At 44.6% G+C, this 21284-nt stretch carries 19 protein-coding genes; 16 read left to right on the forward strand and 3 right to left on the reverse strand.

What is annotated here, in order from left to right; translation table 11 throughout:
• The first annotated feature begins 147 nt into the window (after positions 1–147).
• From IGI94_RS00265 to IGI94_RS00335, 15 genes are all read left to right on the forward strand, one after another.
• Positions 148–1818, forward strand: a complete 1671-nt coding sequence (locus tag IGI94_RS00265) for an extracellular solute-binding protein (RefSeq protein WP_016611650.1) — start codon at positions 148–150, stop codon at positions 1816–1818.
• Between the two features lie 148 nt (positions 1819–1966).
• On the forward strand, positions 1967–2899 hold the full coding sequence (locus IGI94_RS00270) for an ABC transporter permease (RefSeq protein ID WP_008376715.1): 933 nt from the start codon (positions 1967–1969) through the stop codon (positions 2897–2899).
• A gap of 16 nt (positions 2900–2915) precedes the next feature.
• Positions 2916–3803, forward strand: coding sequence for a carbohydrate ABC transporter permease (locus tag IGI94_RS00275; protein WP_438899288.1), 888 nt, complete (start codon positions 2916–2918; stop codon positions 3801–3803).
• A 6-nt stretch (positions 3804–3809) separates the two neighbouring features.
• Positions 3810–4448, forward strand: a complete 639-nt coding sequence (locus IGI94_RS00280) for a DUF624 domain-containing protein (RefSeq protein ID WP_008376711.1) — start codon at positions 3810–3812, stop codon at positions 4446–4448.
• Positions 4449–4488: 40 nt separating this feature from the next.
• Positions 4489–6510, forward strand: a complete 2022-nt coding sequence (gene pulA / locus IGI94_RS00285) for a type I pullulanase (RefSeq protein WP_438899289.1) — start codon at positions 4489–4491, stop codon at positions 6508–6510.
• Positions 6511–6627: 117 nt separating this feature from the next.
• Positions 6628–7635: a LacI family DNA-binding transcriptional regulator gene (locus IGI94_RS00290; protein ID WP_016611647.1), complete on the forward strand. Its 1008-nt coding sequence runs from the start codon at positions 6628–6630 to the stop codon at positions 7633–7635.
• 158 nt (positions 7636–7793) lie between these two features.
• Positions 7794–8081, forward strand: coding sequence for a PTS cellbiose transporter subunit IIB (locus IGI94_RS00295; RefSeq protein ID WP_438899290.1), 288 nt, complete (start codon positions 7794–7796; stop codon positions 8079–8081).
• Between the two features lie 31 nt (positions 8082–8112).
• Positions 8113–9531, forward strand: coding sequence for an L-fucose/L-arabinose isomerase family protein (locus tag IGI94_RS00300; protein ID WP_438899291.1), 1419 nt, complete (start codon positions 8113–8115; stop codon positions 9529–9531).
• Positions 9522–10358, forward strand: coding sequence for a transketolase (locus IGI94_RS00305; protein ID WP_420657276.1), 837 nt, complete (start codon positions 9522–9524; stop codon positions 10356–10358). The genes IGI94_RS00300 and IGI94_RS00305 overlap by 10 nt, the downstream gene beginning before the upstream one ends.
• Positions 10345–11286, forward strand: a complete 942-nt coding sequence (locus IGI94_RS00310; RefSeq protein ID WP_420657277.1) for a transketolase family protein — start codon at positions 10345–10347, stop codon at positions 11284–11286. Before IGI94_RS00305 ends, IGI94_RS00310 begins: the two co-directional genes overlap by 14 nt.
• A 1-nt stretch (position 11287) precedes the next feature.
• Entirely contained in the window at positions 11288–12736 is a 1449-nt protein-coding gene (locus IGI94_RS00315) for an FGGY-family carbohydrate kinase (RefSeq protein ID WP_438899292.1), read from the forward strand.
• Between the two features lie 12 nt (positions 12737–12748).
• Positions 12749–13606, forward strand: coding sequence for an alpha/beta hydrolase (locus IGI94_RS00320; protein ID WP_429947270.1), 858 nt, complete (start codon positions 12749–12751; stop codon positions 13604–13606).
• A gap of 45 nt (positions 13607–13651) precedes the next feature.
• Positions 13652–14932, forward strand: coding sequence for an apiosidase-like domain-containing protein (locus IGI94_RS00325; RefSeq protein ID WP_438899293.1), 1281 nt, complete (start codon positions 13652–13654; stop codon positions 14930–14932).
• A 7-nt stretch (positions 14933–14939) separates the two neighbouring features.
• Positions 14940–16259, forward strand: a complete 1320-nt coding sequence (locus IGI94_RS00330) for a PTS sugar transporter subunit IIC (RefSeq protein WP_016611642.1) — start codon at positions 14940–14942, stop codon at positions 16257–16259.
• 221 nt (positions 16260–16480) lie between these two features.
• Positions 16481–17923, forward strand: coding sequence for a glycoside hydrolase family 1 protein (locus tag IGI94_RS00335; protein WP_005226517.1), 1443 nt, complete (start codon positions 16481–16483; stop codon positions 17921–17923).
• Positions 17924–18030: 107 nt separating this feature from the next.
• On the opposite strand, the gene IGI94_RS00340 is transcribed toward IGI94_RS00335, so the two are convergent.
• The 3 genes from IGI94_RS00340 to IGI94_RS00350 are packed head-to-tail and all read right to left on the reverse strand — an operon-like array spanning position 18031 to position 20138.
• Positions 18031–18387: an MmcQ/YjbR family DNA-binding protein gene (locus IGI94_RS00340; protein WP_008376686.1), complete on the reverse strand. Its 357-nt coding sequence runs from the start codon at positions 18385–18387 to the stop codon at positions 18031–18033.
• A 60-nt stretch (positions 18388–18447) separates the two neighbouring features.
• A complete protein-coding gene (locus tag IGI94_RS00345) occupies positions 18448–19200 on the reverse strand; it encodes an ABC transporter permease (protein WP_016611635.1) in 753 nt (250 codons plus the stop codon).
• Positions 19197–20138 (reverse strand): ATP-binding cassette domain-containing protein, encoded by a 942-nt coding sequence (locus tag IGI94_RS00350; protein ID WP_429960314.1) that lies wholly within the window; start codon positions 20136–20138, stop codon positions 19197–19199. Before IGI94_RS00350 ends, IGI94_RS00345 begins: the two co-directional genes overlap by 4 nt.
• Positions 20139–20233: 95 nt before the next feature.
• Here IGI94_RS00350 and IGI94_RS00355 point away from each other — a divergent pair, with 95 nt between their 5' ends.
• Positions 20234–21193 (forward strand): helix-turn-helix domain-containing protein, encoded by a 960-nt coding sequence (locus IGI94_RS00355; protein ID WP_438899294.1) that lies wholly within the window; start codon positions 20234–20236, stop codon positions 21191–21193.
• Positions 21194–21284: the final 91 nt, after the last annotated feature.

Here is a 21284-nt window from a genome sequence, read left to right on the forward strand (position 1 = left end):
AAGCGATAAACAAAAAAAGCAACAGAGCGAATTTGTAAACGTTTTATTTTTCTGGATATCGTGCTATGAATCTGAAAAAAGTGCTATATTTTCTGTGGAAGCGATTGCGTATAATAAGGATATCAAAAAAGTTTGAGGAGGAAAACAATGAAATTTAGGCGGGGGACAGCAATGTTAACAGCAGTTGCTTCAGCACTTATTATGACAGGATGCAGTTCAGAAGAAGCAAAGACCAATGAAAATGGGGATACCGTGATTACGATCGGACGCCAGACCGCACCGAACTCGAAACTGCCTGAGGGGGATTCTTACAGCAATAACGCATATACTCGATTGATTCAAGAACGCTTGGGCATCGAGCTGGAGAGTGCCTTTGAAGCCCATGGGGAAGACTATGATCGTCAAGTATCGCTAGCGATCGCTTCAGGGGAACTACCGGATACGATGATCGTCGGATCAAGAGATGAATTGGAAGAATTAGTTAACAATGATTTAGTGGAAGACTTAACCGAAGTATTTGAGGAGCATGCCGACGATTTTCTAAAAGACATCTATGATTCGTTTGATGGGATTCAGTTAGAAGCAGCCACGTTTGATGATCGCTTGATGGCGATCCCATCTACTAGCGATGACTTTGGGCCCAATCTTGTCTGGTTGCGCCAGGACTGGCTAGATGAGCTAGGTATTGAACTGGATAAAGATGGCAATCGCTCAATTACATTGGATGAGTTGAAGGAAACAGCGATTGCTTTTCAAGAAAATGATTTAGCCAATACCGGAAAAGCAGTTGGTTTGCCATTGGCCTTCTGGTTGTCTTCGCCAAATCATGGCGGCACGGCATATACCGGAACAGCCATCATGAATGCGTTTGGAGCCTACCCAAAATCGTATCTCCAAGATGAGAATGGGCAGATGTTTTATGGATCCAATACGCCAGAAATGAAAGAAGCACTAACGCTACTGAAGGACTGGCAAGATGAAGGGTTCATGGATCCGCAATTTGGTACCCGCACGTATGACGATATCCATGCCATGATGGTTAATGGAGAAACGGGCATCGCTTTTGGTCCTTGGCACATGCCTGACTGGGGCTTAGTACAAGCCAAACAAAATGATCCAAATGCTGAATTTGTTCCTTATGCCCTTGAAAATGCTAACGGCGATGGAGGGGTCAATGCCGTGGCTAACCGCGGCACTGGGCAATACATCGTGGTGCGCAAAGGTTTTTCTGAGCCGGAAAAAATCATGGAGATGATCAATCTGATTTATGGTGAAGTTGCCAACTCGGAAGATATTGAAGCCGAGTTTCCGGAAATTTATGACTATGCGAAAGTGGATGTCGATGGGACGGTTCGTCCATGGAATGTTGTTTTCTTAAAAGCCTATAGTGAGATTGATGATGCAGTAGAAGCTTCCAAGGCGGCGGTTGGCGAAACATCTATCGAGGATATCTCCAACTTCTTCATCAAAGAAAACGCCGAAAAAATCAAGCAATATCTGGATAGCCCTGAAGAAACTGATCCGGTGGACTGGACCCGCTATGCCTCCCGCTATTTAGCCGTCAATAATGTGATGGGCGGTATCAGAGAGCAAGGACGCTTGAATGAAGTGAAACCACCGCGTTTTGATTCGATCAAAGCCAATGAACGAAACGGCGCACAAGTAGGGAAACTGGAGGAAGAGACCTTCATTAAGTTTATCACTGGAGAAGAACCCCTGGAAAACTTCGACAACTATGTTGAAACCTGGAATAGCCAAGGTGGGACAGCCATACTTGAAGAAATGCAAGAAGTAGTAGATCAGCGAGCAGATAATTAAGCGGCCACTCCAGCGGTTCTGACACTCGTCTTTCGAACAAAGAAAAGCAAGGTTGTATGCAGGAAAACCGACTGCAGGTGCCTTTTCTTTGTTCGAATTTTTTCATCAAGCGGCTGGTGAGGCAAAAAATTTATGGAGGAGTAAGTAAATGGAACTTTCTGTTGAAAAAGAAAGCAAAAAAGAAAAGAAAAAGTGGTTTTCTCGAGATCAGCTTTTCTTTCTAGGGATGATTTTACCAGGCATCATTTTTATTTTGATTTTTTCATATGGTCCTATGTTTGGGTTGTTGATGGCATTTCAAGATTATGTGCCAGCGAAAGGTGTATTTGGTTCTGAATTTGTGGGATTCGAGCACTTTCGCTATTTGTTCAGTTTACCGGATATTTTCTTAGTAACTAAAAACACGATTTTCATCGCTTTCTGGAAAATTGTCTTTAATACGATCGTACCGATTCTTTTTGCGATTCTATTAAATGAAGTACGTGTAAAGTGGATGAAACGCTCCATTCAGACCATCGTATATTTGCCCCATTTTCTTTCATGGGTCATATTGGCTTCAGTAGTGGTCAATTTATTCAGTCTTGATGGAACGGTGAATCAGATTTTACAAAACTTTGGTGTAGAACCATTAAACTTTTTGGGTAGTAATCAGCTGTTTCCTCGTTTGCTGATCGGGACCGATGTTTGGAAAAGTTTTGGTTACAGTTCAATCGTGTACCTTGCTGCCATTACCTCGATTGATCCGGGATTATATGAAGCAGCAACGATGGATGGTGCTTCTTGGTCAAAAAAAGTCTGGCACGTAACCCTGCCGGGGATGATGCCTTTTATTTTGCTGATGACGATTTTGTCGCTGCCTAATATCTTGAATGCCGGCTTCGACCAAATTTATAACCTGTATTCTCCGGTTGTGTATCAAAGCGGCGATATTATCGATACCTATGTCTACCGAATCGGTCTGATCGGTAGAGACTATAGCTTAGGAACCGCCGTTGGTCTGGTCAAATCGGTGATCGGTCTATTCTTGATTTGGTCTTCCAACAAAATTGCGGAGAAGAAGACTGACAGAGTGATGTTTTAAGGAAAGGAAAAAAGAGATGAAAGAAAAATTTAGTATACGGCATGCAGTAATTTATTTGATCGTCATTATTTTGGCTCTTTCTTGTTTAGTACCGATGTTGAATGTCGTGGCACTTTCTTTAAGCAGCAGCAGTGCCGTCGCGGCAAATGCTGTGGGGCTATGGCCAGTAGATCTGACCTTAGCGGCTTATGAGCGCATCATGAGCGATCAGCAATTTTGGCGTTCTTTTGGTATTTCAGTCATTCGTGTGGTGATCTCTTTATTGCTGAATTTGGTGATGATCGTAACGATGGCTTACCCGCTATCTAAATCAAAAAAAGTATTTCGAACGAGAAAATTATTCATGAGTGTGATGGTTTTCGCTATGCTCTTCAGTGGCGGCATGATCCCAACGTATTTGGTCGTTCGCAATCTAGGGTTATTGAATACGATTTGGTCCCTGATTTTACCTAGTGCAGTCCCTATCGGCAGTGTGATCTTGGTGATGAATTTCTTTCGGGGAATTCCCAAATCATTGGAAGAATCTGCTCGGATCGATGGGGCCAACCCACTGCAGATTTTGGGACGAATCTATATTCCAATGTCTTTGCCGTGTTTGGCAACCGTTTCTCTATTCAGTATTGTCGGTAGTTGGAATGATTTTTTCAGTGGACTGATCTATATGACCAAGACTGAAAACTATCCTTTAATGACCTATATCCAAACACTATCAGTCAACATTGCTGAAACAATGCAACAAGCCGGGAATTTGACTTCCGAGCAGCTACAAAGTCTACTAGCGGTCTCTGATCGAAACTTGAATGCAGCGAAGATCGTGGTGGCAGTGGTGCCGTTATTGATTATTTATCCGCTTCTACAAAAATATTTCGTTCAAGGAATCGTTGTCGGATCAGTAAAGGAGTAAACCCACATGATACACTTTTTTCATTCAGAAAACTTCTTCGCACGAATCGCTTGGAAATTCAGCCAGTTGCTCCTATTAAATGTACTACTCTTGTTTTTTAGTTTGCCGCTCTTCACGATCGGTGCAGCCATTACTGCGGGTTCTAAAGTGGCGACTGATCTGATAGAAGGAAAAGCACCGGCTGTTGTTCAGCAGTTTTGGTCGGTCTTTTGCCAAAGCTTTCGAAAGAGCACTCTTATCTGGCTCAGTCTACTTTTTTCTTTGTGGCTTTTGACTGCTGATTGGTTGTATTATTTCCAACTAAAAGGGACGCCTGATCTTTTTACCATAGGCTTAGTAATTTGTACGTTCATGTGGCTTCAATTTTTCCAAGTTTCGTTTTTCTTACTCGCACGTTACGATAGCGGAATCAAAACGATCCTTTTGAACAGCATAAAAGTCGCCGCAAAGCACCCGTTTAAAATACTTAGTCTTCATATTCTGACGGCAGCCCCTATTGTCATCATGCTTCTTTCACCCTATGCGCTGGTTTTCAGCATGTACATTGCCTGCTTTTTTGGTCTTAGCTGTTTTTTGTATGCACGCTGTCAGTTATTGTTGGCAATTTTCAAGAAATATGAGAAGGTAGAAATAGCAGAAAAGTAACTGGCTTTTATAGTTAGAAACGTTGAATGGAGGAATTTTGATGGGACAAAACACGCAGTATGGAGAAAAAAAGATTGCGATCGATAGCAGGATCGGTTTTTTAGAAGAACATACGTATCACGGGAATGATCTTGGTGTGACTTTTCAAGGACAGCAAACCACGTTCAAATGCTGGTCACCAGAGGCAGAGGCCGTTTCAGTATTGCTTTATCAAAGCGGTGTTGCTGGGACTGACGATCGTCTGCTGACGCTGCCAATGGTTCAAGAAGACAACTGTTGGCAAGTCACGACGGAAGAAAACGTCAAGGAGCTGTTTTATACCTTTGAGTTTCAACGAGATGGGCAGAAAATAGAAGCGATGGATCTTTATGCCAAGGCAGTAGGGATCAACGGAAACCGCGGTGCGATCATTGATTTAAAGGAAACAGATCCTGAAGGTTGGCAGGAAAGTCACGGCGTCGGTCAGCAGTCGATCACAGATGCCTATATTTGGGAATTGCATGTCGAAGATTTCAGTGGTGCCGAAAACAGCGGTATTTCACCAGAAAATCGCGGAAAATATTTAGCCTTCACTGAAAAAAAGACCCATCTGGTGGGAGATGAAAGTCAACCAACTGGCATGGCCTATTTAAAAGAGCTGGGGATCAATTATGTTCATCTGCTGCCGATCTTCGATTTTGACAATGATGAAACTTCGTCTGCCTACAATTGGGGCTATGATCCGAAAAATTACAATGTACCTGAAGGACGATACGCTTCTGATCCTAGTGATCCCAAGGCGCGGATTCGTGAATGCAAGCAAATGATCCAATCGCTGCACGAAGAAGCCATCGGCGTTGTGATGGATGTGGTCTTTAATCACACTGCGATCACGGAAGAATCATGGTTTAATTTGACGGTGCCTGATTATTACTACCGTCAAGATGATGCAGGGAATTTTGCGGACGGTTCTGCTTGCGGCAATGAAGTGGCTTCTGAACGGAAAATGATGCGTAAATTTATCATTGATTCAGTTTTATATTGGGCGCAAGAATACAAAATCGACGGCTTTCGTTTTGATTTGATGGGCCTGATCGATGTGGAAACCATGAACCAGTTGCGGCAACGCCTAGATGATGCCGGCTTCAGCCATGTGATTTTATACGGCGAGCCATGGGATGCCGGCAGCAATCAAATTATTCAGCCGAATATCCCAGCAAATAAAAGTAATGTTTGGGCACTGTCAGAAGGCGTTGCTGTTTTTAGCAATGATTTAAGAGACAGTATCAAAGGCGATGTCTTTGAAGAAACAGACGGCGCGTTTATTCAAGGAATGAATGGTCAACCGCAAGTCAAGCAAACCTTTTATGCAGCAAATTTGGCAACGGCGATTCAAGGAAATACGAAAGTTGCCGCACAAGAAGGCGCCGAGCGCTGGGCAAAATCGCCCCGCCAAGTGATCGCCTATGCTTCAGTCCATGATAATTTGACCTTATGGGACAAGCTGGTGGCAACCATGCAGGCTTCAGTGAAGGAAAGAAATTATGAGTTTGATCCTGAGCTTTTAGCCCGCAATAAACTAGCAGCAGCCATTTTGTTTACTAGCCAAGGAGCAGTGCTGACTCAAGCTGGGGAAGAATTTGGCCGTACCAAAGAAGGCGATGAAAATTCCTTCCGTTCGCCACTGGCAGTCAATCAGCTGGATTGGTCACGTGCCAAAACCTTCAAAGAGTTGCGCGAGCTGTATCGGGGCTTGTGGGCATTGCGGCAGTCCTATGCACCATTGAGAGATGCCACGACCCAAACGGCTGAAAGCATAGTCTTTTATGAGACAAAGGATGAAAATCGCTTGGCGTATCAAGTACCCAATCGTGACAAACAGCATCCATGGCGTTCCTTGTTCGTTTTACTCAACAGCACGGAAGAAAGCTGGTCCTTTGACTTACCGACGGCAACAGAAAATGCTTCTTTGCACATCGTTGCTGACCCCAAAGGAGCTGGGATCACTTCTCGCGGCGTAGCAGCGCCAAGGATAACCATCGACCCATTGTCCTTCTGCATTTTGGCGGAACAAAGTAACTAATCAAAGTAGAAGCTAAAACAAACTAAAAATTTTAGTTTGTTTTAGCTTTTTTGGTAGTAAAAAAACAATTCTTTTGCTATACTTTTAACAGAATGAGAAGCAGAAAGCGGTGAGCAAATGAAAGTTGTGATCTCTGATATTGCCCGAAAAGCTGGCGTTTCCAGCGGAACTGTCTCTAATGCAATCAACAATCGTAAGGGGATCAGTGAACAAAAACGGCAAGCGATCTTGAAGATCGCTCGTGAGATGGGGTATTTTGATCAGCGAGAAATTAAAAAAACGGAAAGCCAAAAGATCAAATTTGTTGTAATGAACAAACAAGGAAATGTCGTAGGGGATACGCCTTTCTTTTCTGAATTGATCCGGGGGATCGAAATGGAATGCAGCGCGTTAGGCTATGAATTGGTCATTTCCCATATCACATTGGCGCCAGAGGAAGACCCGATCGAAAAGATTCGCCCAGAATTAGTAGATGGTTTGCTATTGTTAGGAACGGAATTGGAAAAACAAGATTTAGCAGTCTTCCGTCATTTGGAAGTACCCTTAGTGATTTTAGATACGATTTTTAATTCGCAGGACTTTGATTTTGTCGCCATCAATAATCGTGACAGCGCCTATGAGATCGTTGAAAAGATGATCGAAAAAGGCCACCGAGACATTGGCATCATCAACTCAACCTTTCAAATCAACAATTTCCGTGAACGCAAGCAAGGGTTTATTCAAGCGATCCAAGAGCATGATCTGATCCATTATGAAGAGACGGAAGCCTTAGTAGAACCCACCTTGGAGGGCTCATATCAAGACATGAAGGTCTATTTGGAATCCTTGCGTGCCGATCAGCGGCCGTTACCAAGCGCCTTTTTTGCGGTCAATGACAATATCGCCATCGGTGCAATGAAAGCCATTCGCGAAGTGTTCCCCGATCATCCGTTGGCCATCGTTGGGTTCGATGATATTCCTTTGGCGGAATTTTGCAACCCACCGCTGACCACCGTCAAAGTAGATAAAGTTTACCTTGGTCGCCAAGCTGTGCGACGCTTGATCGAGAAAATCACCAGTGAAGATGAAAACCATCTGAAAATGCTGGTCGCCACGACGATCGTCGAACGCGAAAGCATCAAATAAGAAAAAAATAAGAAGCAGGACAAAACGTTTAGCAAGCGTTTTGTCTTTTTTTTTAGTTATAAAACAAAAATATTTATCTAAAACTATTGCAAAATATTTAGCTTATGCTATATTTAAGGTGTAAAAAGTAAGGGATTACATTTTGAGGAAGTGAATAGATGACACAGATCGGTCTCTTTTGTGCAACTGGGCTCTCCAGCGCACTGCTCGTCAAAGCGCTCAAAGAACAACTAGCGGATGATCAGCATTACCAAGTGAATTCCGCGCCTTTTTCAGAAATATTTATGGTGGGAAATGACTATGATTTTTTGATTTTAGCTCCTCAAACCCGCTTCAATCAAGCGAAAGTCGCAACAGCCTTTCCTAATAAAAAAATCGTTTTACTGACGGATGAGGAATTTCTGAGCAGAAATGTAGCACGAATCGTCGAAGAAATAAAAATTTAGCTAAATATACTAAAACGCAAAGGGTGGTTGTATGGATAAAGTAACAATCGGGTTCGCCCCAACTAGAAGAAATTTATTTAGTGCAGAAGCAGCCATTGAGTACGCCAATCTGACACGACAAAAAATGGACGAACTGGCCATTGATTATGTAGATATTTTAGATATCAACGAAGATGGCTTGCTATACGATGATGAAGGGGTTGAAAAAATCGCCGAAAAATTCAAAGCAGCAAAAATCGACGGTCTTTTTCTAGCCAATGAAAACTTTGGTACGGAATATGCCTGTGCTCGTCTAGCCAAAAAACTAGATGTTCCCGTCTTATTATGGGGACCCAAAGACGAGACACCAGCCGCCGACGGTTCACGTTTGCGGGATACGCAATGCGGTCTTTTCGCTATCGGGAAAGTCTTGCGCCGTTTCAAGGTACCTTTCACCTATGTCAAAAATTCTGATATTGATTCACCGGAATTTGCCCGCGGCTTGCAAGACTTTATCAAAGTCTGCAATGTCGTCAAGACCTTCAAACAAACACGAATCTTGCAAGTTGGCCCACGCCCCTTTGATTTTTGGACCGTGATTTGCAACGAAGGCGAACTATTGGAGCGTTTCAATATCTCGCTATCACCAGTACCGATCCAAGAAGTGGTGCAAGAAATCAAGAAAGTCAAAGAACAGCAGCCAGATAAATTGCAAGCAGTCATTGATTATTTCGAAACCAATACAAAAGTCCAAATTTCGACGAAAGATTTGGAGATGGTGGCAGCCCTTAAAGTGGCCTTGCAAAACTTATGTGAAAGCTACGGCTGCAATGCAGGGGTCATCCAGTGTTGGACGGCTTTACAAGACGAAATCGGTATTTTACCGTATGCCTCCCTGTCGCTTTTACAAGAAGAAGGTCTGCCTTTTGTCTGTGAGACGGATGTTCATGGGGCGATCTCGGAACTGTTGGTCGAAGCCGCTTCGTTGGGGGAACACCGTGCGATCTTTGCGGATGTCAACTGCCGCCATCCAGAAAACGAGAATGGCGAATTGCTGCAGCACTTAGGGGTTTTTGCTTATTCCACTGCGGAGACCAAACCCATTTTGCCGCAACGGCATTTTGTTTTTGACTATCCGGGATCAGTCGCTTTTCGGGCAATCAAAGACGAGTATACGTTGTGTCGCTTTGATGGAGACAACGGCGAGTATTCGTTGCTGATGGGCACCGGCAAAGGGATCGATGGACCATACAATCAAGGGACCTATCTCTATCTAGAATTTGCGAATTTGAATCGCTTGGAATTCAAACTCGTTGAAGGCCCTTATATTCATCACGTTGCGGCGGTCAGAAAAAATGTGGTGCCGATCTTGTACGAAGCGTGCAAATATATCGGCGTGCAGCCAGATTTTTATGATCCGATCGAAGAAGACGTCAAAGCATACTTGAGAGGGGATCAATCATGGAAATAAACGAGCTGGAAATGAAGGCTTTAACGATTCGAAAATCCGTGTTAGAGCTGATCTATCAAGCAAAAACGGGTCATACTGGTTCGGATCTTTCTTGTACCGATATTTTAGTGGCCCTGTATTATCAGATAATGAATGTGGATGCGAAAGATCCCCAAAAGCAAGATCGTGACCAGTATATCCAAAGTAAAGGACATGCTGCAGAAGTACTATGGGCCGTTTTAGCTGACAAAGGTTTTTTGCCGAAAGAAGAATTAGCCACCTTTTCGCAATTTGGTTCACGACTGATCGGTCATCCAAACAATAAAGTAGCTGGGGTTGAGATGAATACTGGTTCGCTAGGTCACGGCTTACCCGTCGCAGTAGGGATCGCCTTGGCAGGCAAACTGGATCACCGCACGTATCAAACCTATACGTTGTTGGGAGATGGCGAATTAGCAGAAGGCTCGGTATGGGAAGGAGCCATGGCGGCTGCCAACTACCAGCTGGACAATTTGACCGCCATCATTGATCGCAACGGCTTGCAGATCACTGGAGCCTCGGAAGATGTGATGGCAGTGGAGCCGCTAGATGAAAAATGGCGTGCCTTTGGTTGGGATGTGCATATCGTTGATGGCAATGATATGGCTGCCTTGGTGGCTGCATTAGAAAAACCGCATCAGCCCAATCAACCGAAGCTGATCATTGCTAAAACCATCAAAGGCAAAGGCTATTCTGCAGCCGAAAATCAAGCGCAATGGCATCATAAAGTGCCAACGGCAGAAGAGTTTGCACAAGCTATTGCCGAACTTGATCAGCAAATGGAGGTTTTGACTCATGGGAAAAAATAATATTGCCAATCGCCAAGCGATGTGCGACGTATTGATTGAAGAAGGAAAAAAGAATCCTGCTATCACGGTGTTGACCAGTGATTCTCGTGGTTCCGCTTCGTTAGCACCTTTTGCCGAGGAATTACCGACACAATTGGTGGAAGTAGGGATCGCAGAGCAAAACATCGTCAGTATTGCGGCCGGCTTAGCCCATATGGGCAAACGCCCTTTCGTTGCATCCCCTGCTTGTTTTCTCAGCATGCGCAGTATCGAGCAGATCAAAGTCGATGTCGCGTATTCGAATAAAAATGTCAAACTCGTAGGCATCAGCGGCGGTGTCAGCTATGGGGCATTAGGCATGAGTCATCATTCCTTGCAAGACATCGCAGTGGCACGAGCGATCCCTAATTTGCAAGTGCTGTTGCCAGCAGATCGCTTTGAAACGATCCAAATGTTTAAAGCCTTAGCGGCATCAAATGAACCAGCCTATATCCGTCTCGGTCGCAATCCTGTTGAAGATTGTTATGATTCTGCAGATTATCCTTTTGAGATCGGCAAAGCCATTGAGCTGAGAAGCGGTCAAGATGTCGCATTGCTCGCCACTGGCGAAACCGTGCGCCAAGCGTTGGATGCTGCTGAGCTATTGGAAAAACAAGGTATCACTGCTACCGTTTTAAATGTTCATTCCTTGAAGCCCTTTGATTCAGAAACGGTCAAACGAGTGGCGAAAGAAACAGGCACCGTGATCACTGTGGAAGAACACAGCCGATACAACGGCTTAGGAGCTGCCGTGGCGGAAACGCTGGCAGAAGAAACGGACATTCGACAAAAAATCATTGCTTTTCCGGATGAAGCCTTGATTACTGGTTCTTCGTCAGAACTGTTTGCCCATTATGGATTAGACGGTGCCTCCATAGCGAAAACAGCGGTTGCGTTTCTAGGAGCTTAAGATGGACAAGACCTATCAGCTTGTTTTAGATCAGAGTACATCCGGTACCAAGCTCTTACTGTTTCAAGAAGGGAAAATCCTGCAGCGTTACGATAAAAAACATCGCCAAATTTATCCAAAAGTCGGGTGGGTCGAACATGATCCCCTCGAGATTTGGCAAAATGTCCAAGAATTGCTGGCACAAGTGTTTCAAGAACAAGCGATCACTGCAGATCAAATCGTTTCCTTGTCATTGACCAATCAGCGAGAAACGATCGTTGCTTGGGATCGATTGACCGGCAATCCCCTGTACAATGCGATCGTGTGGCAATGCAACCGCAGCGCCGCGATTTGTGAAGAATTGACGGCACAAGGCTGGGAAAGGACGATCAATCAAAAGACCGGTTTGCGCTTAGACCCGTATTTTTCTGGCACCAAAGTGAAATGGTTGGCCCAAGAATTATCGGCCATCAAGGAAAAGTCGGGAACTGGCGAGTTGGCGATCGGTACGATGGACAGCTGGCTGTTGTGGAATTTAACGCAAGGGACAGTATTTGCGACAGAAGCCAGCAACGCTTGCCGAACATTGTTTTACAATATTGAAGAGGGCCGTTGGGATGCAGAACTCGTCAAACTTTTTGGCATCCATTTAGCAGACTTGCCAGTGATCCAACCTGCTGATACGGTTTTCGGTAGCTATCACGGAATCCCTATCAAAGGGATCTTAGCCGATTCACAAGCGGCATTATTTGGGGAAGGTTGTCAAAGCCTTGGGGATGTAAAAATCACGATGGGCACCGGTTGTTCGATCATGATGCAAGTGCAGCAGGAGCAGACGTTGCGGGATCGCCGCATTTTGACGACGGTCGGCTGGCAAACTAGCCAGGAAACAGCATTTGCGCTAGAAGGCATCATCCGTTCCTGTGGTGACGCCATCAACTGGTTCAGTGAGCAAGTGGCTCCGCTGCCAGATGTAGCTGAGATCTGTCAAGAAGTGCTGACCAGTGACAGTCAAGAAGACATCTATTTTATCCCAGCATTGCAAGGAATGGGTGCCCCTTTTTGGGATAATACGATGACTGCCAGCTTTGTCGGCATGAAACGCACAACGACGACTCATGAGCTGTTGAAAGCCGTTTTAGAAAGCATCATTTTTCAAATCAAAGCAGTGATCGATGTGATGGAAGAAGTCGCTGAACGACTGATCAATCAGGTAATGATCGATGGCGGTGTTTCGAAAAACCGCGCCTTGATGAGCTTATTGGCGACTTTGATCAATAAACCCGTCATCGTCAGCGAAGTCGAAGAATTTTCAGCCATCGGCACAATGCTTGTTGCCAAACCAACCATGAATGAACCAGCTATTCAGCAAACCACGATCGTTCCGCAAGCCGAACAGGCCGTGATCCGTTTGAAATATGAAAAATGGAAACGGTTCATTGAGAAGTCAGCTGCTTTTAGTGAAGGATAAAGGAGGAACTATATGGAGATTCAACGAATTCAACTGAATCAAACGGCTTACGTGGATACCTATTTATTGCACCAATCCAAAGAGTACAATGTCGGCAAGAAACGACCGCTAGTGATCGTCTGTCCAGGCGGCGGCTACGCCTTTACCAGTGATCGAGAGGCGGAAGTCATTGCCTTGAAATTCAATAGTATCGGGCTAAATAGCGTTGTTTTATGGTACACCACCGGTGATCAGGTGAAAAACGTTCCCCACAATGCCTTGATGGAAGCCGCCCAAACCGTCAAAATCATTCGTGCGCATGCTCATGAATGGTTGGTGGATGAGGATCAAATCATCGTTTGCGGTTTTTCAGCAGGCGGACATCTAGCATTACAGTTAGCGACGCGCTGGCACGATGCTGAGCTGGCAGAAGTGTTGGGCGTCAGCAGTGACTTACTGAAAGTGAATTTGGCGATCGCTGGCTACCCATTGGTTTATCAAGAGCATGCTTTCCCAATCGATGAGCTAGGCTTTGCCGCTCGTTTAATCGAAACACCTTTAACTGCCAACGAGCGCTTTTTTGGGAGTAAACAACCGACGGAAGAAGCCATTCAATCCATGAACATTTTGCATCATGTCGATCAGTGGACACCTCCGATGTTTCTCTGGCATACGACGGAAGACGTCTTAGTCGATGTGGCGCACTCGTTGAAGTTGGCGGTCAAATTAAGAGAAGCAGAAATTCCATTCGAACTGCATATTTTTGAAAAAGGCGAACACGGACTGGCATTAGCGGATCGAACAACGGCACGCAAGTCAAGTCACCTCAATGCCCATGTCGCCAAATGGTTTGAGCTGTGCGAAGGCTGGCTCAGTAGTTATATTGATTAATAACCGCCAGTGCACAACTTGTGCCGATGAAAGGAGAGCTCCACCGTGAAAATCACCGTAAACCAAAACAAACGCACCTTATTGCGAGACGGACAGCATTTCTTTTATTTAGCCGATACTTGCTGGAGTGCTTTTACTAGTATTCAAGAAAATGACTGGATCACCTACTTAGACAAACGCAAAGAGCAGGGATTCAACACCCTTCAAATCAATGTGTTACCGCAATGGGATCGCAGCCGTGGTCAATTTGACTGCTTGCCGTTTCCCCTTGATGCGGGTGTCTTTGATTTTACGGTTTGGGAGGATGCCTATTTCGAACGGGCTCAGCGTCTTTGTAAAATTGCCGATGAGAAAGGCTTTACTTTAGCATTGGTTGTCTTGTGGTCAAACTATGTCGCTGGCACTTGGGCTAGCCAGTTGGACAAAGAACGCAACGTGTTGCCGGAGGATTGCCGCCAGGCCTACTATCAAAAAGTGATTAAGACGTTTGATGCCTTCCATCCGATCTACTTTATTGGTGGCGATACGGACTTCCCAACACAGCCAACCATCGATACGTATCTAGAAGCCTTTGTTTTCTTTGAAAAGCATTCGCCCAATACCTTGAAAACGATTCATATCAAGGGACGTTTTGAAGAAATCCCTGAACCTATCGTCGAACATTTGAACTTATTTTTATACCAATCAGGTCATAACAGCGCCTTTTTGAATATGCCTTATTATTTGGCAGAGCGTTTTTATCAACGAGAACCGCAACTGCCGATCATCAACTCGGAACCTTGCTATGAACAAATGGGCTATGCCCGTCACGTATACGGTCGATTTGGTCAAAAAGATGTCCGCAAAGCAGCATGGCAATCATTGTTAGCCGGCGGCTCGGCTGGGATCACGTACGGTGCCCACGGCATCTGGAGTTGGCAAACCCCGACGGCAACCTTTGCGGAAGAAATCGGGGAAGCGTTTGACCGTCCGATGATTTGGCCAGAGGCTTTGTCTTTTCCTGGGGCAGATGATTATGGCTTTATCAAGCAATTATTTGAATTATTAAGTATTCAGGAGCTTGTGCCTTGCCTAGAGCGCTTGATCGATGCAGATGAACAGATTCGTATGGCAGCTATCGCAGGAAGGAAGGATGCCTTGCTTTACTTGCCAAGCAATACAACAGTTCGCCTGCAAGGAGATCTTTCTACAGCGACCGTCACATTGATCGATTTGAACACCAATCGTTTCTTGAAACCAAAACTGACAGTTACTGATGGTATCACTGTTTTCCATCCCCACAATTGTCACGAAGATGTATTGTTCGTCATCCAAATAAAGGAGTGAAAAGAAAATGGATAAATATATGGATAAGGTATTAGTATTTGCAGATAAAATCTCCAACAATCGGTATTTAAAGGCAATTTCGAACGGGTTGATGGCGACGCTGCCGATCAACATTATTGGCTCGATCGCCTTGTTGTTAGCAGTTTTGCCGATTCAAGGGTGGACAGATTTTATCAACTCGATCAATATTGGCGGTTATTTTTCCGTCGGTTACAGTATGACCGTTGGGGTTATCTCAGTGTACGCTTCCTTTCTTGTCGGTCACCGTTTAGCGACAGAATTTAAGCAGTCGGCAGTCCCTGCCGGCATCGTTTCGTTGTTTGCCTTTTTGATGATGACGCCAATGGTCACCTTGGAGGAAACAACGACCCTCGACATGAGCAAACTCGGCGCTCAAGGCTTGTTTACCGCTATGATCTGCGGCTTAGTTTTTGCTCGTTTGTACTGCTTTATTTTAGAAAAAAATATCGCCATCAAAATGCCAGCAGGCGTGCCGCAATTTGTGACGGATACCTTCGCCGGTTTGATTCCAGCAATTATTTCTGGGTTTACCGCGATCGTCATTAGCTGGGCATTCAGTTTTACTTCTTATGGCTCATTTTCAGATTTCATCTATCAAATCTTGGCAATGCCGCTGCAAAGCTTGTCTTCTAGTGTCGGTTCGTTGTTATTTATTGTACTGATCCAAATGGTGCTATGGTTCTTCGGTATCCATGGTTCGTTGGTGGTGGGTAGCTTTGTCACCGCTTTGTACTTACCAATGGATGTGGAAAATATGGATGCTTTAGCTAGCGGTGTTGCTCGTTCCGAGCTGCCAAATATTTTGAGCAAGTCGTTTTATGATTTGTTTGCTGGTATTGGTGGGGCTGGGGGAACATTGTCATTGATTATCGTTATTTTGCTGTTGGCGAAATCAAAACAATCACGGACAGTCGCTAACCTAAGTGCCGTTCCTGGATTGTTCACCATTAATGAGCCGGTGATTTTTGGCTTACCGCTGATTTTGAATCCAATCATGGCGATTCCGTTCATATTAACACCATTGGTTCAAGTGCTTGTGGCGTACCTAGCGATCTGGAGTGGGATCGTTCCACGACTTAGTGGCGTACAAGTTCCCTTTGGCACACCGATTTTTCTAAATGGGTTTCTAGCTGGAGGCTGGCAGGTCGCAGTTCTACAAGTCGTTTGCGTTTTGGCAGGCTGCTTGCTGTACATTCCTTTTGTTAAAGTCTTAGATAAAGGAAAATTAAAAACAGAAGCAGAAGCTGCGCAAGCGGAGGGTCACCCACAAACTGAAAGTATCGATGCAACGGGGGAAACGGTTTAAAAGAAACCGATTTTATGATGACAAGCCAATGAGTTAGTGCTATAGTTAAAGAAAGAAAACCCACGTGGATTGTTACTGACTCGATCAGGCAAGACCTAAATAAGAAAGCGCTATTCTCGTTTTAGCAGCGGCTCTTATTTAGGTTTTTTGTTTTTTATCGGAGATTTTTCAGTAACCAGCTAGGTAGGTTTATCAAAAGAAAACAAAAGGAGAACGAGCAAATGGCAAAATTTCCAGAAAATTTCTTATGGGGCGGCGCGACCGCAGCGAATCAATTAGAAGGGGCGTTCGATCGCGATGGCAAAGGATTGTCAGTGGCGGATGCAATGCCTGGCGGCAAACAGCGTTTAGCGATTTTAGGTAGTGATACGTTTGATTGGACGATCGATGAGGACAAATACACTTATCCAAATCATCGCGGGATCGACCATTATGACCGTTTCAAAGAAGACATTGCGTTGTTTGCAGAGATGGGCTTTAAGAGCTATCGTTTTTCTATCGCTTGGACACGTATCTTTCCAAAAGGCGATGAAACGACACCAAACGAAGCTGGGCTAGCATTTTACGATGCGCTGATCGATGAATGTTTGAAATACGGGATCGAGCCAGTGGTTACGATCTCCCACTATGAAATGCCTTTGCATTTAGCCAAAGAATACGGTGGCTGGAAAAATCGAGCATTGATCGATTTCTATGAGCGTTTTGCAAAAGTCGTCTTGGAACGGTTCCACAGCAAAGTCAAATACTGGATGACCTTCAATGAGATCAACTCTGCTTTCCATTTCTCTGCATTGAGTCAAGGAATGGTCAACAGCACGGGTGCCAGCGACTTTACAAACGTGATCCAAGCGTGGCACAACCAATTTGTTGCCAGCAGTAAAGCAGTCAAAATCGGCCATGAATTAAACCCAGAGTTACAGATCGGTTGTATGATCATTTATGCAACGACTTACAGCATTGATGCGAACCCAGTCAACCAAGTGGCGACGATGATCCATAATCAAGCCTTCAACTACTACTGTGCCGACGTGCAGGTACGTGGAAAATACCCATCCTTTACGGATCGTTTGTACAAAGAACACGGTGTCAATAAAGAGGATCTTGAGATTACCGAAGAAGACTTAGCCTTGATCGCTGAACATACTGTTGACTATGTTGGCTTCAGCTACTACATGTCTTCTGCCGTGGATATCACCACAGAAGAAGCCGATGAAGTGCAAGGAAACTTGTTAGGCGGCGTCCGCAATCCATTCTTAGAAGCAAGTGAATGGGGCTGGCAAATCGACCCAGAAGGGCTGCGCATCGCGTTGAATGAATTGTATGATCGTTATCAAAAACCGTTGTTTATCGTGGAAAATGGCTTAGGAGCCATTGATACCTTTAACGAAGAAGGTAAGATCGAAGATGACTATCGTATCGATTACTTGCGCCGCCACATTGAAGCAATGGGGGAAGCGATTGCTGATGGCGTAGACTTGATCGGCTACACGCCATGGGGCTGTATCGACCTTGTCAGTGCTTCAACAGGCGAAATGAGCAAACGCTATGGCTTTATCTATGTTGACTTTGATGACGAAGGCAACGGCACGATGGATCGTTCCAAGAAAAAATCCTTCGATTGGTACAAACAAGTTATTGCAACAAACGGAGAAGAGTTGGCCTAAGTGTTTCGTTAGACTCACTGATGACGCAGGATCCGTTATAAAAGAAAACCGATCAACGGTGCTCCTATACTGGCGCATCGTTGATCGGTTTTTTGTGATATTTGGGTTTAACGGGTATGTTCATAGCTGTCTCGTAACAAAGATTGGAGTTGTTTTTCTGATACAGAGCCATCTAGTAATGCGGTGAGCCAATGGTTTTTATTCATGTGATAAGCGGGTAAATAGCCGTGACTTTGATTGATGATCGAAACCATTTCGGGCGCTGCTTTGACATCTAAAATCTCGATCATTCCCGTTCCTTTCAGACCTAATTTCTGCTTTTCTACAGTCATCAGCAAGCCAAACCATTTGCCGCTTTTACGGTGCCGCAAGACTTGGTACTCGGGAAACTTTGCAAATGGATGGTCGATCTGAACATCATTGAAGGTCTGAGCGAATGCGATCAGACGGTTTTTAAGATCCATGGGTATCCCTGCCTTTTTATAATAGAAAACTACTTATATTATACCACTGATTCCTTTTACCTAGCGTATCCGTTTCTGATAAAGCATTCGTGCCAAGAACCAGCTCACGACTACGATACCGCCGCACCAGCTAAAGGCACTGATCAAGGTGGTATCTTTCAAGTTTAACAAAAGCCCTCGCAAAGAATGGATGATCGGCGACATTGGTTGGTATTCAGCAAAAATGGCTAACGGGCGCGGCATGGTTTCCGTAGGGACGAAACCAGAGCTTAAGTAGGGCAACAGGGTGATCAAGACAGTAAACAAGGTAGCTGTCTCGGGGCTTTTGGCGATGAGACCAACCAGAACTGAGACCCAAGTAAAAGCGAAGGTGAAGCAAAAGATCAATAGGAAGGCGAGCCCCCAGCCAGCAACTGTGGCTTGAGGGCGAAAACCGATGACCATGGCAACGATCAATACGACCAAGGTACTGATCAAGCTCCGAAGGGTCGCGGCGAAGACATGGCCGTTTAAAAAGGCTGAGTTAGAAATATTCAAGGTCATCAGCCGTTCCACCATGCCGGATTTCAAATCTTCCGTCACCGTTACCCCAACGGAGGAAGCACTTTGGGCGATACATTGGACGAGGACACCGGGAACGACAAAATCGACATAAGAAGTATCGCCGACGTTCATAGCTCCACCAAAAACATAGACGAAGAGGATCATTAAAATCGCTGGGGTCAAAATTCCACTTAGCAGAGTCTCCATACTGCGAATCGATAGCAAGAGATTGCGCTTGAATAAGGTGTTGGTTTCTATAATTGCTTTCATTGGTTTCCTCCTTGGACAAGTGTTAGAAAAATATCCTCTAAAGAAGCATTCTTTTGATTAAAACTGGTGATGGTGATCGGTAGTTGATTGAGTTCCTGCAACAGCGTGAAGGAATGCTGGAAGTCTTGACTGACGGGAAATGCCAGAGAGAGACTGGACTCATTGACTTGCAGCGGAAAATCAGACAGATGCTGACGCACGGTTTGCAAGTGTTCTTTTGTCAATACGCTGATTTCCATCGTTTGCGAAGGGTGCAGTGCTTTGACTTCTGTTGGTGTTCCTTGCAAGATGATTTTCCCTTCATGCAAAATGGCGACTTGGTCTGCTAAAAATTCAGCTTCTTCTAGGTATTGGGTCGTCAGGAAAATCGTTCGTCCTTGAGCGGCGATCTCTTTGATCATGTGCCATGTGGCTAAGCGGTTTTGCGGGTCTAACCCGGTCGTCGGTTCATCTAGAAAGAGCAGGTCAGGTTCGCCGATAAAACTCATGGCGATGTCTAAGCGCCGTCGCATGCCACCAGAATAATTTTTGACGAGTCGGTTGCTGGCATCCACCAAATCAAAACGCTCTAACAACTGTTGGACGATCAACTGTTTGTTTTTGACATGGCGCAAGGCAGCAATCATCAGCAAGTTTTCTCGTCCGGTCAGTTCTTGATCGACGGCGGAAAATTGCCCTGTCAGACTGATTTTTTCGCGAATCGCTGCTGGATCTTTGGTCAAGTCGATCCCATCGATCAGCGCGGTTCCTTGGTCAAAAGGTAGGATAGTGGACAAAATTTTGACTAAAGTGGTTTTTCCAGCGCCGTTTGATCCTAGTAAGACAAATACTTCGCCAGGAGTGACGTCAAAAGTGACCTCTTTCAAAACAGTTTTGTCTTTGAAGCTTTTTTGTAAATGTTTCACGTGAAGCATTTTCTTTTTTATATGGGTATCCATAGCTTTTCCCTCGTTTCTATAAGATAATTCAACTATAAAGGCTCTTTGGGAAAAGCAACTGCTTATTTCAATATATTGAAAAAGAAGGTGAAAAAATGAACAATTATGGTGCGACAGTGAAAGAGCTTCGCAAAAGCAAAGGCTTGCTGTTGAAGGAATTAGTGGATGAACAATTGTCGATGTCTTTGTTATCGCAATTTGAAAATGGCAAAACGACGATTTCCTGCGAACGATTTCATCGTTTGCTAGATAAACTAGAAGTTAGTTTTGCCGAATTTCAGCTGCTACATACGGGGGAGCATCATTCGGAGGCTCAAAAGCTAATGGTTGACTATGTCCGTTCGATGGGGATCGAATCCATTGATGAAGTACCTAAATTAAAAAAGAAATATCAAAAGCTGACCACGTACTTTCAACAGCATTACTCCTTGGAGCTGGACCACTTCTTACAACTGATCCGTTTTGACTACTTGATGAAAGAGGAGCTTTTTAAAGGGGTGCCCATCGAGGAGGCTTACCTGAAACACAATTACTGTTTGGACTCTGCCAAGCATTACTTGCTGAATACCGATACATGGGGTGTTTATGAGCTGCGGCTGTTTGCCCGCGTAGCAATTTCGATGGAGCCAGCTTTGCTTTGGCGCTGCTTGACGATCGCCATCAAAAAGAGTCAGCGCTTTGCAAAAATTCCTGGCAATGAAGATATTTTGTACAACACGTTTGAGACGGTATTTTCTGTCTTTGCTGTTTTCGACGAGGCGAATTATGCGGAAAAGACCTTTCATATATGGCGAGATCATGTTTATGAAAAAGAACACATTGAACAAGCGATCTTTATGCCGTTTTTTGAAGGCTGGACGCATCTATTAAAACAAAATAAGGCACAAGCGGCGGACTTGATGCAGCAAACGTTAGATCAGCTGGAAAGATTAGGGATGAAGAACACGTTTGCTATGTATCAATTATTAAGCACATCTGTATTGAAGGAAGAGTTTCCGGGGATTTTATTGAGTGATCCATTGCTTTCTGAAGGAACCCGTTTTGGCTGGGACTAGCTAGAATAAGCTGTATTCCGCTGATGAAAGCGCCTTATGTTTAAGAATCGGAGAGGAAGTGATTAAAAATCAGTAAATGCAAGCAATTTGC

The sequence above is a fragment of the Enterococcus sp. AZ149 genome (assembly GCF_051714285.1).
Lineage (GTDB): Bacteria > Bacillota > Bacilli > Lactobacillales > Enterococcaceae > Enterococcus_D > Enterococcus_D entomosocium.